Annotated in this window: 16 protein-coding genes; 9 read left to right on the forward strand and 7 right to left on the reverse strand. The window is 45.8% G+C overall.

What is annotated here, in order from left to right; all coding sequences use genetic code 11:
• Positions 1–6: 6 nt before the first annotated feature.
• Positions 7–330, reverse strand: a complete 324-nt coding sequence (locus QUA20_RS25455) for a hypothetical protein (RefSeq protein WP_333192262.1) — start codon at positions 328–330, stop codon at positions 7–9.
• 318 nt (positions 331–648) lie between these two features.
• On the opposite strand from QUA20_RS25455, the gene QUA20_RS25460 reads away from it, so the two are divergent.
• Together QUA20_RS25460 and QUA20_RS25465 are read left to right on the forward strand one after the other, a co-directional pair.
• The gene (locus QUA20_RS25460; protein WP_333192265.1) at positions 649–948 is read left to right on the forward strand and encodes a type II toxin-antitoxin system RelE/ParE family toxin; all 300 of its coding nucleotides are present in this window, start codon (positions 649–651) and stop codon (positions 946–948) included.
• 49 nt (positions 949–997) lie between these two features.
• The gene (locus QUA20_RS25465; protein ID WP_333026536.1) at positions 998–1,309 is read left to right on the forward strand and encodes a HigA family addiction module antitoxin; all 312 of its coding nucleotides are present in this window, start codon (positions 998–1,000) and stop codon (positions 1,307–1,309) included.
• Positions 1,310–1,496: 187 nt separating this feature from the next.
• Here the strand turns inward: QUA20_RS25465 and QUA20_RS25470 are convergent, their stop codons facing one another.
• Positions 1,497–2,327, reverse strand: a complete 831-nt coding sequence (locus tag QUA20_RS25470; protein ID WP_333192267.1) for an abortive infection family protein — start codon at positions 2,325–2,327, stop codon at positions 1,497–1,499.
• Between the two features lie 215 nt (positions 2,328–2,542).
• Complete coding sequence (locus QUA20_RS25475; RefSeq protein ID WP_333192269.1) at positions 2,543–3,490, reverse strand: class I SAM-dependent methyltransferase; 948 nt, start codon at positions 3,488–3,490, stop codon at positions 2,543–2,545.
• Positions 3,491–3,821: 331 nt separating this feature from the next.
• Here QUA20_RS25475 and QUA20_RS25480 point away from each other — a divergent pair, with 331 nt between their 5' ends.
• From QUA20_RS25480 to QUA20_RS25495, 4 genes are all read left to right on the forward strand, one after another.
• Positions 3,822–4,724: a hypothetical protein gene (locus QUA20_RS25480; protein ID WP_333192272.1), complete on the forward strand. Its 903-nt coding sequence runs from the start codon at positions 3,822–3,824 to the stop codon at positions 4,722–4,724.
• A 208-nt stretch (positions 4,725–4,932) separates the two neighbouring features.
• Positions 4,933–5,874, forward strand: a complete 942-nt coding sequence (locus QUA20_RS25485) for a glutathione S-transferase family protein (protein ID WP_333192301.1) — start codon at positions 4,933–4,935, stop codon at positions 5,872–5,874.
• A 314-nt stretch (positions 5,875–6,188) separates the two neighbouring features.
• Positions 6,189–9,137 (forward strand): COR domain-containing protein, encoded by a 2,949-nt coding sequence (locus tag QUA20_RS25490; RefSeq protein WP_333192274.1) that lies wholly within the window; start codon positions 6,189–6,191, stop codon positions 9,135–9,137.
• Positions 9,138–9,274: 137 nt separating this feature from the next.
• Positions 9,275–9,814, forward strand: a complete 540-nt coding sequence (locus QUA20_RS25495) for an REP-associated tyrosine transposase (RefSeq protein ID WP_333130629.1) — start codon at positions 9,275–9,277, stop codon at positions 9,812–9,814.
• A 215-nt stretch (positions 9,815–10,029) separates the two neighbouring features.
• On the opposite strand, the gene QUA20_RS25500 is transcribed toward QUA20_RS25495, so the two are convergent.
• A complete protein-coding gene (locus tag QUA20_RS25500) occupies positions 10,030–10,188 on the reverse strand; it encodes a hypothetical protein (protein WP_333192276.1) in 159 nt (52 codons plus the stop codon).
• A 5-nt stretch (positions 10,189–10,193) separates the two neighbouring features.
• Here QUA20_RS25500 and QUA20_RS25505 point away from each other — a divergent pair, with 5 nt between their 5' ends.
• A complete protein-coding gene (locus QUA20_RS25505; RefSeq protein WP_333192278.1) occupies positions 10,194–11,378 on the forward strand; it encodes an MFS transporter in 1,185 nt (394 codons plus the stop codon).
• A 117-nt stretch (positions 11,379–11,495) separates the two neighbouring features.
• The gene (locus QUA20_RS25510; protein WP_333192279.1) at positions 11,496–12,134 is read left to right on the forward strand and encodes a PadR family transcriptional regulator; all 639 of its coding nucleotides are present in this window, start codon (positions 11,496–11,498) and stop codon (positions 12,132–12,134) included.
• A 367-nt stretch (positions 12,135–12,501) separates the two neighbouring features.
• Here the strand turns inward: QUA20_RS25510 and QUA20_RS25515 are convergent, their stop codons facing one another.
• Positions 12,502–13,044 (reverse strand): nucleotidyl transferase AbiEii/AbiGii toxin family protein, encoded by a 543-nt coding sequence (locus QUA20_RS25515; protein ID WP_333192302.1) that lies wholly within the window; start codon positions 13,042–13,044, stop codon positions 12,502–12,504.
• 291 nt (positions 13,045–13,335) lie between these two features.
• On the reverse strand, positions 13,336–14,262 hold the full coding sequence (gene thyD, locus QUA20_RS25520) for a thylakoid membrane protein ThyD (RefSeq protein WP_333192280.1): 927 nt from the start codon (positions 14,260–14,262) through the stop codon (positions 13,336–13,338).
• A 148-nt stretch (positions 14,263–14,410) separates the two neighbouring features.
• Here thyD and QUA20_RS25525 point away from each other — a divergent pair, with 148 nt between their 5' ends.
• On the forward strand, positions 14,411–16,042 hold the full coding sequence (locus tag QUA20_RS25525) for a DUF3352 domain-containing protein (protein WP_333192283.1): 1,632 nt from the start codon (positions 14,411–14,413) through the stop codon (positions 16,040–16,042).
• A gap of 171 nt (positions 16,043–16,213) precedes the next feature.
• On the opposite strand, the gene QUA20_RS25530 is transcribed toward QUA20_RS25525, so the two are convergent.
• A complete protein-coding gene (locus tag QUA20_RS25530; RefSeq protein WP_172187588.1) occupies positions 16,214–16,411 on the reverse strand; it encodes a hypothetical protein in 198 nt (65 codons plus the stop codon).
• Positions 16,412–16,510 lie beyond the last annotated feature (99 nt).

The raw sequence follows: 16,510 nt of genomic DNA on the forward strand, positions 1-16,510 counted from the left end.
GATATGTTATTCGATAAAAATCCCAGCAACTTTGTCTCCATTCATCGTCATGTGTACCACAAATTCATCTCCATCATCTTCAAAACTCAGCTTCCACAAATAAACCTGACAATTACCTTGTTTTAGCTCACCAAAATAAGTAATTGAATATCCCTTTTGCAGGCGTGAAGCGAGCTGCTCGCTAACATCGTCAAACATTTTTTGTGTAATGCTCGTTTTGTAGCCTGCATCGCCCACTGTGGTAAAAAGCTCGTAGTTTTTCGATGCGGTGGCATCCAAGATAACCTGCAAACAATCGAGGATGTTTTGAGAGGGGGCTGTCGGGTTCATGAAGATGTCCTTCTTTTAGGGTGCTATCAAAATCTTCTAGCTCAGACTGCTGTCTAACTGTTAATTCTACCGCTATTGCGATCGAATCCAGTTTTGGAGCGTCATTGACCGCCAACACCATCCGCTTAGCTCAGCCGCTACGATAGCTTTTTCGTTCTCCCAGATCCAGCCCTGTTAGTAGATTGGAGCGATTTTTGCTTTTGCAATTATTTTAGGCTTGACATCTGTAACCTCATAGGTTACATTAATAAAGTAATCTCAAAGGTTACAAAAAATTTTAATTAATATATATAAGTGCTATGAACTGGATATTCAGCCTTGACTGAAGGATTATTTCACATGATACAAAGTTTTAAAAATAAAGCATTAGAAAGATTATTGAGAGAAGGTAATGCAAAAGGAATTCCTACAGAACTTGGAAAAAGGACAAGAGCAAGACTTGAAGTAATAGATACAGCAATAATTATAGATGATATTAGAATACCAGGCTATGATTTACACGAACTTAAAGGTGATAGACAGGGAACTTGGTCAATAAAGGTATCAGGTAACTGGCGTATAACTTTTACATTTCAGGATAACAACGCATACGATATAGATCTCGAAGATTATCACTAGCCCATAAAACAAAATCTAAAAATTTAACTTCAAGCGTAAGGAGAATTGCATGAAAGACATACAAAACATTATTCAAGGGAGGAAAGTAAGACCAGTACATCCGGGCGAGGTCATTTCAGATGTGCTTGAAGATATTGAAATGACTCAAACCAGGTTTGCTGAGATACTTGGTGTATCCCGCCGCAGTGTCAACGAAATTGTTTTAGGTCAAAGACCAATTACAGTAGATATGGCAATTCGGATTGGGAAAGCGTTGGGGAATGGCCCTCAACTGTGGCTTAATCTTCAGCAAAAAGTTGATATTTGGGATGCAGTGCAAAAACACAGTGAAGAGTACGAAAAAGTATCTACGGTAGCATAGCGCGATATGTTAATCTCAGTAAAAAGAGCTTCGGGCGGTTGAAACCGCAACTAGACAAACGAAGTCCGCCTGCGCCGACTTAGAGATCGAGGAAGTATTTAACTAGGATGGGGTATCCTGTAAACAGGAACGATAACTTTTGCAACACGATTGTTAGGGTGCGGATTGACAAAAACAGCAAACCTCTTCAGAAGGAAATCTCACCCCACTCTGCTTGAACTTCGTCTTGTTCGTCAACTTCTAATTGTTCTGCTTCAATGGCTTCTATAAACTTAATCGCGCTTGAAACATTGTTAAATATCAGAACACTCTCATGATAATTCAAAATAGGATTGTCATGAGCCAGACTTTGGTGGTTTCTAACATGATTAAAATCATCCAGAATTTTAGTCGAATGTTTTAGAATCTTTTCGGTCATTTGTGACTCAATAAAGCGGTTCTGTCTTAGATAGTTTACATATTCTCCAAAAAGGCTATGCAATGGTTTGTTTTTGTCATAACTGATCCCATGTTTATCGCATAGCTTCTTTGTATACTTCACCATATAAGTATGCAGTCTATCTAATGCTACTTCTGGCTCATTATTTTGAATATTTTCCCTTATGGATTTTGCTAATACAGAAAACTCTTTGTCATTAGAATATGGTTGAATTGCATCAATATTTTCAACAATGCTATCTTGCTTAAGTCGTTCTGGTATTGTAGAGCAATCATCAAACAAGGCTTGCTCGGATTGGCTTATTTCTATGTGATTTATCAGTCTTTTTGTTTGCCAATATTCCAACAAAGCTGAAATTAGTTTTCCAACAATATAGTTAGCTTCTTGAGCCCAAAAGGCTTTTAATCGATTAGCTTTAGATCCGCTAGCGTAATCGTACTTGCCGTCAGATATGTCAATGTTTGTATTTTCAATTATGAATTCCTGGAAAGTTATGTTTGAGAAATCAAGAACATAACCACCTTCCATCTCAAAAATTTTTCCAAGTTTTACTTTTTCAATGCTCGACAAGTCAGACATTTGCAGTAACCTGTTAATTTATAATTAATTGTAACTCCTCAAGACCAATTAGATATGCGATCGCTTTACTGCTTCCTGATGAGCCTCGGAGACTGATACATAGCTTTACTGGAAGTTCCTCAGCCATAGGATGAAGCAGGCCAACTATTAATTGTACCGCTGTTGCGGTCTAATACACTTTTTAAGTTTATTAGACCGCCAACATTTTTAAAACATCAAACCGGACTATTTATTGCCTCAGCAACAATAGTCCGGTGTCGGACTGTATTGCAAGTGATTGTCGGCTGGGCAAAACCAGAATCAACTAAAGCTTGCTCGATATCCAACGCAAAATACTGATCCAAATAAGGCTCCGTACTCTTGAGCAAAGTCAAAATATAAGGAGGCATTTTGGCATAAACTTCCGACCGAGGATTCATATCCATAATTGTCAAATGTCCGCCAACACGCAGCAAACGCCTCGCTTCCCGGAACACTTCTCTAGTAGCTTTCTGCGGCAACTCGTGACAAACTAAACAAATAGAAACTAAATCAAAAGCAGCCGCCGGTAAACCAGTAGATTCAGCAGCAGCGTGAACCCAACTCGGAGATTTTTGATTTAAAGATTCAGATTTTCGCTGTTGAGAACGGTACTTAGCAACTGCTAAAAAATAAGGCGACAACTCCACCCCAGTCATCTTCGCTTCCGGGTAAACATCCCCAAGAGCAAACGTACTCATTCCCACACTGCATCCCAAATCAACAATATCTCGCGGCGAAGAAGCAATTTGAGATTTGATGACTTCGTGATAGCTGGCGCGGAGTTTTGCATCGCCTTCTGCACCCGCTTCCGGCCAAATTCCCGCGTGAACAGTACGGGCGGCAACTTCTACTTCTGTAGCAGCTTCCCAGCTCATATTACCTTGTTCGTAAGCGTGAAATGAAGTTAGATAATATTTCGGGTAAACAAGATCGGGATTTTGGACGCTGAGCAATTCTGCATCCCAATTTCGAGCTAAAAGTGCTTGGGCTTCTTGTCGCCAATGCACTCCGATTTTTTCTGCTCTTGTTATCATCATTTCCCGCGCTTGGTGCTTGGCTAGATTAGCCAAAGGTTTGATGGAAAGGACGCTATTTACTAAACGCGAAGCTAATCCCGGAGTTTTGTTAACTGCAACCGTCATATTTTATGTGTTTCTATTTTGCGCCATCTATTTTAACACAGTGCGAGGATTTTGAGTCAATCGATCTAATGAAACTTAACTTGGTGAGGGCGAGTGAAATGCAAATGTTTTGGGGAAAAGATTTTTTTTAATGAACCGCAGAGATCGCAGAGAACGCAGAGTTAGAGAAGAGAGAAAAGATCAGAGGATTGCAAAACTGGATCTGGTCGTGTAATATTTATTCGCGCTTACCTACTTAGTGCTGGGGAATTAACCGGGAATCTGGAATCGGATTTTCCGAAGCTGGAGTATTTGGAAGAACACTTTAAATCTGGCTATTCAGGAGTTTGTGATGAGCAAATCTATTGTGGAATTTGTTGACAATTTGCCGTCTGGTGGCGTCACTGTGATGATGCTCAAATCTCTCGATTTTGTGGTTCCGGGGGAGTGGAACAATCTCACGGGTTTTGATAATACTATTGAAGCGGTGACAGGGGAAACAAAGCGCAAATTAGTGGGGAAAATTCGCGATCGCGCGATCGAGCTTTACGCTAACCCCAACGAGCCATATCAAGGCGTAGTCAAGCTTTACCAGTTAGCAGACAGCGCCGACAGTGCGTTAGGTGCAACGGCTATGGCCAGTAAAATCGGCGAAAACATCGGCTTTCTTTCCTTTCTGAACCGCCTCACTCCCAAAGCTGACACAACTCAAACGATCGACTTGTGCGTCAAAGTGGCGATCGAGCTAATTGCCTTCTGCAAACTTAACAATATTTCCCTTGACAATGTGGGAAGCTTTGGTAATTATTTATCAAATTACAAAGGCGAATCTCTGATGCGGATGGCTGCATTAGTGTGTGCTGACGGTTTAATTCCCCTTGGCCCGGACTTCCTTCGAGTAGCACAAAATACCATAGGCGGATTGAATCCTTCAACCTTGCAGCAAAACTCAACATTCCAAAATATCAGCAACCTAATTCCCGGCGCAAATAATTCACAAAAGTTCGGATTTGTGACAGCAACTTTCGCCTCAGCGCAAGGTTGGATGAACAATTTAGTGCAGTCTCGGGGCTTAACTCCCGCCATAGTTTTAGGCCATCTCAAGCAATATATTGATGTTACCGATGACAAATTGGATTATGTCGCCGCGTTTTTAGACATGACTACCAATTATTACGAACATACGGGAATTCAGACGGTTGCTCGCCGATTGATCGATCGAGCTTATGCTGATATAGCCTCTGGCAGATACTAGAAAAGTCGTTCTCAGGTGAGGGAACAGAGCGAGGCAGAGCCTCGGGATATGCGTTCCCAGGCAGAGCCTGGGGACGAGGGAAGAAACTTCGCAAGGTGAGTTAAAATAAGCTGATTATGTTTAGCAAACCTCTTTTAATCGCATTGTGAAAAACAAATCGCTCCCTTCATCGGTAACAGTCAAGCTCGGCAAATTTGTCTGGACATCAATGTGGCAATTAATGATGTCAAAACTAGCGCCGCCCGATCGCACCGGAGCATACATTCGCCCCAGCAGCAGTTTCCGCAACTTTGTCAGCACAGCACCAGACAACCTTCACCAACCCGCTGCGGGACGGTATCGCCTCTTCGTGGGTACGGGATGCCCTTGGGCGCACCGCACTCTGGTGACGAGGGCGCTCAAAGGGCTTGAAGATGCGATATCGGTGTCTATTGTCTATCCCTCGGAAGGGGGAATGTGGGTGATGGAGTCGGAGACTTTTGGCTGCAACACGATGCCGGAACTTTACCAGTTGGCTTTACCGGGCTATCAGGGGCGGTGTACGGTGCCGGTGCTGTGGGATGACTCGAAAAAGACGATCGTCAATAACGAGAGTTCGGAAATTATTGTGATGCTAAACTCGGAGTTTAACGAGTTTGCTAGCAATCCTCAAATGGATCTTTATCCTCTGGATTTGCGATCGCAAATTGACGAGTGGAATGAGAAGATTTACCAATCGGTGAATAACGGTGTTTATCGCTGCGGTTTCGCGCAATCTCAAGCTGCTTATGACTCGGCTTGCAGTGAATTGTTTGCTGTTTTAGACGAGATAGATCGATCGCTCTTGAGGAGTCGTTACCTATGTGGCGATCGGGTGACATTAGCAGACGTGCGGCTTTTTACTACTCTATTCCGTTTTGATGCCGTTTACTACAGCTTATTCAAATGCAATGTGCGCCGCATTCAAGATTACGAGCATTTGGGAGCTTATCTGCGCGATTTGTACCAGTTACCGGGAGTTGCTGGCACTTGCGATTTGGAGGCTGTGAAGCGCGATTATTACGGCAATTTGTTCCCGCTGAATCCCGGCTGCATTATCCCCGCTGGGCCCGATCCGGCGAGTTTGCTCAAAGCTCACGATCGCGCAGGGCTCAGAAACCCGGTTTCTTAACAAAATCGGGCGTGAAGATGCCAGAATAATCGTAGAAACCCGGTTTTTAGGATGCTTGGGCGGGGAGTCAAAAACCAGGTTTAGCTCGTTCCCAGGCTCTGCCTGGTAACGCATTCCCAGAGGCTCTGCCTCGCCTTAACCCTCTAACAAACCCTCCTTTCTCTCCTTTACTCAAACCTCACGATCGACAAAATATTGATGTTATTTTGAAGTGAGATTAAGCAATATTCAAAATCAAATCATGTCTGGCGATCGCCCTTTCATCTCAAAAGGCGATCGTACTTATATACAAAAATCAAAACAAGGAATTGGCAATGTTAGAAACTGAGGCTTATCGGGAAGCACAGCAGCGCATTGAAGAGGCACGACGAGAGGGAGCAAGAACACTCGATCTTAGCTACATGGAACTGACAGAAGTGCCAGAGTCGATCGCATCCCTCACCGAGTTGCGATTGCTTAACCTCTTCAACAACCAACTGACGAAGCTGCCAGAAACGATCGCATCCCTCACCCAGTTGCAACAGCTTTACGTCCAAAACAACCAACTGACGAAACTGCCAGAAACGATCGCATTCCTCACCCAGTTGCGATTGCTTAACCTCCACAACAACCAACTGAGGGAACTGCCAGAGGCGATCGCCTCCCTCACACAGTTGCAAACGCTTTACCTCCACAACAACCAACTCACAGAACTACCGGAAGCGATGGCATCGCTCACCCAGTTGCAACTGCTTAACCTCAAAAACAACAAACTGAGGGAACTGCCAGAGGCGATCGCCTCTCTCAGACAGTTGCAGCAGCTTAACCTCAGCAATAACCAACTGAGGGAACTGCCCGAGGCGATCGCATCCCTCACCACGTTGCCACGGCTTTACCTCAGCAACAACCCTCTCAATCCAGACCTCGCTGCTGCCTATAAGCAAGGCACTAAAGCCGTCTTGCAATACCTGCGGGCAAAAGCACAAGCACAAATCACCCTGAATGAAGCCAAACTGATTTTGATCGGTGAAGGTGAGGTAGGCAAGAGTTGTCTGTTGCGGGCATTGCGGGAGGATGAATGGCTAGAAAGTCTTCCCACCACTCACGGCATTGAAATTAAGCCAGTTATCGTCACCCATCCCGACAGTGGCACAGAGATATCACTCAATGGTTGGGATTTTGGCGGTCAACCGGTTTATCGACCCACGCACCAGTTGTTTTTCAGTGCACCAGCCGTGTATCTGGTGGTGTGGAAGCCGCGAGAAGGCCCCCAGCAGGGCTTTGTCAAAGAGTGGATTACCTTGATTGAGCATCGCGCACCGGATGCCAAGGTGCTAGTAGTCGCCACCCACGGCGGCCCCGGACAGCGACAACCCGACATTGACAGACAGGAAATTCAGGATCGATTCGGCAGCGATATGGTGCTTGACTTCTTCCGTATAGACAGCAAACCTGACGCACAGAACTCCTGCACCGGGCTGGCAGAATTAAAAAAAGCTATTGCTAGTGTCGCCGCATCTCTTCCCGAAATGGGACGTTCCGTTCCCGCCAAGTGGCAGCGAGTGCGGGAAATCTTGCAGACAAACGACAAAGCCTATCTGCCCTACAATGATGTCCTTGCCATCTGCCATCGACACGGAATCGATAAGGAACAAGCAGAACTTTTCCTTCGCATTTCCCATAGGTTGGGGTATTTGATCCATTACGATTACGATCCAATACTGCGCGATATCGTCATCCTCAAACCCGACTGGCTAGCAAAGGCAATTAGCTTCGTACTCGATGATGAAACAACCCGCCGCCGCAACGGTTTAGTAGATTTTGAGCATCTGGGCGAATTATGGAGTAATCCCCCGTTTCCAGGTGAGGGTGGCTACCCGCAAGAACTACATCCCATCTTTCTCAAGCTGATGGAACGCTTCGATTTGTCCTACCGGGTGGTGCTCGACCCAGCTAAACCCAGCAATACCAGCTTGATTGCTCAACTTGTACGCGATACACGCCCCGAATTGCCCAATTGGGGAGAGCAACCGGAAGCCGGAGACAGACAACAAGTGCAAATCTGCCGGATTGTGGACGATCGAGGACAACTTGCAGTAGCAGAAGGATTGTTTTACAAGTTGATTGTGCGCTTGCACAAATACTCACTGGGGCGCTGCAATTACGAAAAAAGTATCCATTGGCAACGGGGTTTGATGCTTGACAACGACTACAACGGTCGGGCATTGCTGGAATATGTTAACACTGATGTAAAAATTACCGTGCGGGCAGCTTATCCAGAACGGTTTTTGTCTTATCTCACGGAAGAAATTAAATGGCTAGTCGAGAATTTCTGGGAAGGATTGCGATGTAATGTGATGGTTCCCTGCATTGCGCCTTGCGGTAAGAATGCGCCGGGAAACGGGCTATTTGAGGTTGAGAAACTAATTGAGAGCAAAAAAAAGAATCGTCATGAGTATCCATGTCCCATTTCAGGCTGTGGTGAATGGCAAAACATCGATTGTCTGCTGAATAACGCGCCGACTGCTCAACCCCCATCGCAAGAAATCGGCATTCAGCAGTTCCGAAATATTGTCAAAGACGAGCTAAAAATCGTCCACGAAGATTTAGTGATTTTCGATCGTCGAGGTCAAGAACGTTTTGAGTCATTGTCTCAGGATCAGCGGATCATTCTCAGCAAAGTCGATGAGGAATTTGCGTCGCTAATGCAAATGCTGACCGATGAAGCGAAAGATGGCCCGCGCCTGTTCAGTTTCAAGCCCGTAGATCCAAAGTTTTTCGATCGCCCAAAATGGATAAGTACAAAATTGCAAATTACCCTCTGGTGCGAACACTCTCGTCAACCGCTTCCAGCCTTAAATCCTAACGACAAGAAGAAGGGAGTTTATGAATTGGAAGTGTCGCGCGAGTGGTTTACCAAAGCAGCCCCCTATCTCAAAATCTTGACCGGAACTCTGAGTCTAGTCTTACCTGTCGCAGCCTCAGCAACCAAGCTAATGCTAGATGAAGCCACCTACAAAGGGATTGAAGAGGAACTCGATTTAGGACAAAAAAGCATCGAGTCTACCTTGAAAGGAAGCGATTTAGCGACTAATTTGTCTACCGAAAGTGATGCCCCTGATTGGCAACAGGGCGAAGCAGCCATCCGCGCCCAAGGCTCGATTTTGCGAGAATTACACGCCCTGCTAGAAGCAAAAGATCCTGGTTTTGGTGGCTTGGTGCGGGTGCAGAACAGACGCCGCGAATTTCTGTGGGTTCACGAGCAGTTTGTAGATGAGTATTAATATTTTTATATTGACACCATTATTACGATCGTGCGAGAATTTAAACAGGAAATCCCTCGTTCCCAGGCTCTGCCTGGTAACGCATATCCAGAGGCTCCGCCTCGCCCTAAACCACCAACAAACCCTCGATCGCCCCAATGGGAAGAAGTAGATACAAAGTAATATATTCCGACAACCAACCGCACTTTGTCACCTCTACAATTATCAACTGGATTCCTGTCTTCTGTCAAGCAGAAATAGCACAAATAGTCTTAGATTCCTTAAGTTTTATGCAACGGGAGAAGCGTTTAGCCTTACACGGTTACGTCCTGATGGAAAATCACTTGCACTTAATCGTAACTTCTTCTGAATTGTCAACACAAATGAGAAATTTTAAATCATTTACAGCTCGCTCCATAATTGACTTGCTTGAAAAAAATCAAGTTACCAACATCCTCGATCAACTCGCATTCTATAAAAAGCTACACAAAAAAGACCAAAAATATCAGCTATGGCAAGAAGGGTTCCACCCGCAAGCTATTTTGGATGAGGCAATGCTGTTGCAAAAATTGGAGTATATCCACAATAATCCTGTTAGGCGCGGCTATGTTGACGATCCGGCTTGTTGGAGATATTCTAGTTATCGAAATTATATGGGTCAGGATGGATTGTTGCCAGTTGATTTGATTGATTTTTGAGTCGGATGATTTGTTTGAAGGAGCGAGGCAGAGCCTCTGGATATGCGTTACCAGGCAGAGCCTGGGAACGAGCGGATTTTCATTTTTTTGACCCCGAGTCATCAGTCAACAGTCAACAGTCAACAGTCAACAATGATTCCGGAGAAGTCTATTGATACTGACGTTTATAAGTCTTAATACAAGGTATCATGAAAAATTTTGATGTTTATGCAAATTTAGCCTAAATTCGGCTGGCTACAGTACAGAGGGGCGATGAAGTTAACTGCACTGAGATTTTGAGATAGATTGAGATGAGAAATAGCGAGTAAAGCTGATGTCACATTCACCCCCAAATCCCCGATCGCACCCACAGCAAAATCCACAATCTTGGGCAACCAAAATGACCCTGTTGTTCGCCAGCAGCCTCACAGTGATGGCCGGTGCCACGGTTTCTCCCGCACTGCCGGCAATGAAACAACATTTTGAAAGCGCGATCGCCGATGTCGATACTCGCACCACTTTAGTTAAACTAATCATCACCCTGCCCGCCCTATTTATTGTGATTGGTTCGCCCATTGCCGGGTTAATTGTCGATCGCTTTGGCCGCAAACCCTTGTTACTGATCGCCACCCTGTTATACGGGTTAGCAGGCAGTTCGGGACTCTATTTGGATAGCTTGACGGCAATTCTGGCGGGCCGTGCTGTTCTGGGTTTGGCAGTAGCAGGCGTGATGGTGACAGCCACCACCTTAATTGCCGACTACTATAGGGGCCCCGCCCGTGCAGCATTTATGGGATTGCAAGCGGGATTTATGGGTTTGGGCGGCGTGCTGTTTCTGACTTTTGGGGGAATACTTGCACAGCAAAACTGGCGCTATCCTTTTGTGATTTACCTATTTGCCTGGTTGATTGTGCCACTTATCCTGGTGTTTATTTTAGAACCAAATCGGACTGATGCTAGTATCCCAGGAGTAGAAGCGCCTACTGCAGAGGCACCGCCGAAGTCCATGCCTGTAGGGGTTCTGGGGATTGTTTACGGGTTGACGACGCTGAGTCAAGTTGCCTTTTATATGATTCCCGTTCAATTGCCCTTTTTCTTGGAAACTTTGGTCCAGGCTTCCCCCTCACAAAGTGGGATGGCGATCGCAATTTGTACGCTATTCAGTGCGATCGCATCCCTCACCTATGGCAAATTCAAACAGCGCATGGAGTTTGTCACGTTTCTGCCCTTAATTTTTGGGTTGATGGGCATCGGCTATCTGTTAATCGGTCAATCCGCCAACTGGGCGCAGGTATTGACTGGGTTGGCTATTTCCGGGATGGGACTGGGAATTTTGATCCCTAACATGACGGTTTGGCTGAGTGCCGCTGTGCCGGAAGCGGTGAGGGGACGTGCGCTGGGAGGTTTGTCTACGGCGATGTTTCTGGGACAATTTTTATCTCCGATCGTGACTGGGCCGTTGACAAAGGCAGTAGGCTTGGGTGCAGTCTATGCGATCGTCGGAGGGTTTTTGACGATCGCCGCGATCGGATTTGCCGTATTTAAGGCCCAAATCCGTCGCCTGACTCGTAGCAGTGCGATCTAGTGCAGGGGGAGCACATTAAAACAGAAGCACAGCATATCTTTACAAATCTTAATTTTGAACAATACCGATATATCGCGATATGTCGTATATTAGAGAAAGTTGATTTTGGATTCACATATGTTTAGACGCTTTCGTTTCCACTTTCCGGCGCTTGTATCGGCAGGAGTCAGTGAAGAGGATCTATCGTTTATCAGTCATTGGTTTGAGCACGGCAAGGATCGTGGCACGCCTCATCGCGGGCATCACGGCAAGCACTTTGGCGATGAAGTATTTGGTCGCGGGTGGGGAGATGAACACCGGACTCGTCGGGGTGACATCAAGTTCATCCTGCTGGAATTGTTATCCGAACACCCCGCTCATGGTTACGATTTGATCAAAAAAATGGAAACCCACAATAGCGGTTTCCGTCGTCTCAGTCCCGGCTCAGTATATCCAACACTCCAGATGCTGGAGGACGGTGGTTATCTAAGCAGCACACAGGAAGGCGGTAAGAAGATTTACACGATTACTGATGAGGGCAGACAACTCTTGGCTGAGCGTGCCCAACAGGAAAATTCAGGCTCTCCTTGGGATGCCTTCAAAACCGTAATGATGGGTAAGCCCCAAGAGTTTATTGAGTTGCGGAATGTGACAACAGAATTAGCTGCTGCTGTGATGCAAGTTGCTCGCAGTGGCAATGTTGAGCGAATCAATCGGGTGCGCGAGCTTTTAGAACAAGTTAAACGGGAAATTTACGGGATTCTTGCTGAGAAATAAGTGAGATCAATTCCGGTTGCACCGGAATAACTGTTGACTGTTCACTCTTGACTGTCAGTCGAAAAACAGAATGATGGTTGACTGTTCACTGCCCTTCTCGATTCTACCAAGACGATGAAGCGCGGAATTGATATAACTGGTAAAATCAACCGGATTCGATGATGAAATTGCCCTCTGAGTGCGATCGGATATAACCATCGACAACACGGCAAGGTCGGACACGGCAATGCCGTTTCCCTACCCCAAAATAATCACGAACACTCCATCAGAGATGTAACCATCGCCCGATTAATTGTAGGGAAACGGCACTGCCGTGTCCTGACTGTGGGTAATAAGTGGTCAGTTTCGCCTAGAAACTGACCACTTATTAATCAACATTTTTTATAGTCTCGCTAAATGTCCTGGCTGTTATTTCCCTCCCTAAATCTTTAGCTAGTAAATCGATACCGTCAATAACTTTATTTGGCTGTGCGATACTCAAAACCTCATAGCATTTTTCCCGATAATCGGGACGATTTTGGAAATACTGAATCGCTCGATCGAGCGGTTCCATAACTTGATAAGCTGCTTCAGCTTTGTCGATCGCCTCTTGGGGAATCGGAGTCGCCAACCTGAGCATTGCCAAGTCGATTAAATCTCTCGAATTTACCCGATCGCTCGGCCATCGATCCGCATTTGCCAACAACTTTTCTGCTATACTATCAATTTGATTCAAGCAAGGAACAGGCGACCAACTTGGATAATTGGGTTCGCCAAACTCAATTCGCCCTTCACAAACCATCTCGAACTTAATAGTAGTGCCGTCAACAATAACAGGAAATCTTATCCCATACTGGTTTGCTTGAATATCGTTCGGGAGAACAATGCGTGAAGCGAAGCTATCCCCAAGGGAATCGCGACTAGCAAAAATCGCATCATAGTCTGCTTCAGCAACTTTTCGGCGCCGGAGACGGAAGCTGTGCGGGAATTTTAAAGGTGGCTGCCACTTCTTCTTTGTTCATAAATTTTTTCTTTTTTAATGAACCGCAGAGGGCGCAGAGAACGCAGAGGAAGAGAAAAAAGAAAAGATAAGATAACTGAGGCTGACTCTGGTAAACAGTCCTGGACGTAGAATTTATATCTGTAGGGTGCGCACTGCGCACCTTACCGCTATGAGTATCGAACTAATATTCGGCAGGTTCTGCCCCTAGGGACGAAGGATTTAATTACCTGCTAAAATCTCTGCCAGTGCTAATTTCAGCGTCGGATATTGATATTGAAAACCACTAGCTAAAGTTTGTTTCGGCAACACTTTCTGCCCTTCCAGAACAAGTTTTGCCCCGTCTCCCAAAAGCATTTCTAAAGCAAAACCTGGCACCGGCAACCAAGAAGGCCGCTTTAAAACTTCCCCTAAAGTTTGACACAATTCATTCATCCGCACCGGATTCGGTGCTGTCGCATTCAAAACGCCTTCAACTTGCGAATTTTGCAAAGCGTACAAAATTAAATCAACCACATCCTCGCGATGAACCCAAGAAAACCACTGTTTTCCTGTCCCAATCGGCCCGCCTGCAAATAGTTTAAAAGGTGGCAGCATTTTTGCCAACGCGCCTCCCATTCCCAAAACTATCCCCAACCGCAAAATTGCTAGCCGCGTTCCCGCATTTTTTGCAGGTTGGGCGGCTGCTTCCCAGTCTTTGCACACTGCTGCTAAAAAATCGTTTCCCGCAGGGCTAGTTTCGTCAAACTCAGCGGTTTCGCTGGTTCCGTAATAGCCGATCGCCGATGCGCTAACCAACACAGATGGTCTAGGATTAGCATTGACGATCGCCTCGACCAATTTTGCCGTCGTCAGTTTGCGACTGTCCAGAATTGCTTGCTGGCGCGCCTCCGTCCACCTTTCCTCCGCAATCGGAACTCCTGCTAAATTGACAACAGCGTCGCAGCCCGCGATCGACTTTTGCCAATCACCAGACTCGGCAGGAGTATAGGCGACAACTTGCAAATTCGGATAAGCTGAAGCCGGAAAAACTCGCCCAGCCTTCGCCGCATCCCTGCTCAAAACCACAACTTGATGTCCCGCAGCTTGCAGCTTTTCCACCAGTCGGCTACCTACAAATCCCGTTGCTCCCGCGATCGCTACTTTCATTTTTTACCCGCAATGCACATCAACAGTAGTTTAGACGATCGTCCAAACTTGTTTTGAATTATACAAAAATAAAGAGCAGCCTCGATCGCCTCCCCACAAGCTTTCTGTATTTTGATTAAACTGATATGGGACACGAGGAACACAAACCATGCCTGCAAAAAAATCAAAGCTTCTAATTGCTGCCTCCATCGCCGCAGCAGGTAGCGCTGGGGTCTACTTTTACTTCCAGGGTTTGGGCCAACAAGTATCCAACCCTCAAGACAGCGCCAAAGTTGTGCCCGACGAAGCAATGATGGCCGCGTTTATCTCCCCCAATCCCCAAGCGCTGTCAAAGTTGCAGCGATTTGGCACCCCTGGGGCTCAAAAGTTGGTCGGTCAGGGTTTGAAGGCCTTTCAAGAACAAAGCTTGGCAGGCACTCAAATCGACTTTGACAGGGACTTAAAGCCTTGGCTGGGGGGGGTGATGGTCGCTTTGCTGCCCCCTGATACTGCGGCAAATACAGAGCCTCCAAAACTGCTGGTAATAGTCAGTGTGAAAAATAAAATTAGCGCTTGGAATTTTGCTAATAAATTAAAATCTCAGCCCGGTGCAACTACTCAAGAAACCGAGTATAAGGGAGTTAAACTTTATGAGATTGCAGAGCCAACTGGCAAGCGCTACAGTGTGGCTTTGCTGAACGACCAATTAGTGATGGCTCCTTTGAAAAAGCCTGTGGAATTGGCGATCGATACTTTTAAAGGAGAACCCTCCCTCGCCACCCAGCAGAGCACAACTAAGTTTTTTGCAGAGAGTGCTGGTGTCAAGAATCCGATCGCAACTGTTTATATTGCTGACTATCCGGCGGCAATTGAGCAATTGAAAGCTAATTTGCCCGCAGATATCCAGTTGCCTTGGACAGTGTTTTCGCAGTTCAAACAAGTCAAGTCTTTGGTTGCGGGAATTGGGGCGGATAGTGAGGGATTGAGGGTAAAAACTATTGCTCAGTTAGACCCTAAACTCGTCCAGCAAAATCCACAATTTGCATCGAAATTGTTGCCCAGATTTCCGGATGAAACTATTGCTTTAGTCGGCGGCAAGGGAATCGATAAAATTTGGTCGCAAGCAACCGCTGAGGCAAAAGATAGCCCGGAAGTTGACAGGGGAGTTCAGCAGGTGAGGGATAGTTTTAAGCGGTTGGATTTGGATGCGGATCGGGATGTTTTTGGTTGGATGAATGGGGAATTTGCGATCGGGGCGATCGGTTCCAATCAAGGCATTTTGTCTCAGTTGGGGATGGGGGCGGCGATGATTTTTGAAACGAGCGATCGCCCGGCCGCGGAAGCAACTCTGAAAAAACTCGATGCGATCGCCAAAAGCAATCCTACAGTCAGTGTCGCCCCCAGACAAGTTCAAGGCAAAGAAGTTACGGAGTGGCAAATACCCCAGCAAGGCACTTTATTCGGACACGGTTGGCTGAATGAAAATTCTGTGTTTGTTGCTTTCGGCGGCCCTTTAGTCGATGTGATTACTTCGATGCCACCGCAACCGCTAAGCAGCAGTCCGAGTTTTCAGGCGATCGCTACTTCTTTACCGCAAGCCAACCAAGGTTACTTTTATATAGATATGGAAAAAACCATGTCTTGGGCTAACCAATATTTGCTCGCAGTACAGCCAAATTTAGTTTCGCCGCCGGTCGCTGAATTGCTGAATTCTCTCCGAGGAGTTAGCGTAGCCACAGCTTCGACACAACCGACAACTGCTGAGTTGGAGATGCTTTTTGCCTTCAAATCTAACAATTAGGGAATTTGTAATCGCTAATTTGTAATCGGCAATTCTTCCTTAATTCCTTCTATCCCTTAAATCCGTACACGGCTTTGTTACCGGACTTTTTCCTGACCAAAAAAAGATGCTGCCCTCAATGGAGGGCAGCTACTCAAATAAAGCATCTTAAAGTCTCTCAAAACTTCAGAATTAACCTTCAGACATTCCCGATTTATTCGGCAATTGCAAATCATCAGGATCTACATAGTGACAAACTGCTTTGTCCATACAAATCAACGCCCAGCCGGATTTATCGATGCTCATCAATTTGTAAGAAGCGGGCTGAATAAAGAAACCTTTGTGGTTGCGGGTTGCTGGTTTGATGTTAACGTGGCTGTCATTGCTCATGTTTTTACAACTCCTAGTATTATCGTAGTAAAATCTGAAAACCGCTGAGCGGATTTGTGAATCGTCTAAGTTTTCAAATACTAGCACTGACTTTCTGAG

The sequence above is a fragment of the Microcoleus sp. Pol7_A1 genome (assembly GCF_036701085.1).
GTDB classification, from domain to species: domain Bacteria; phylum Cyanobacteriota; class Cyanobacteriia; order Cyanobacteriales; family Microcoleaceae; genus Microcoleus; species Microcoleus asticus.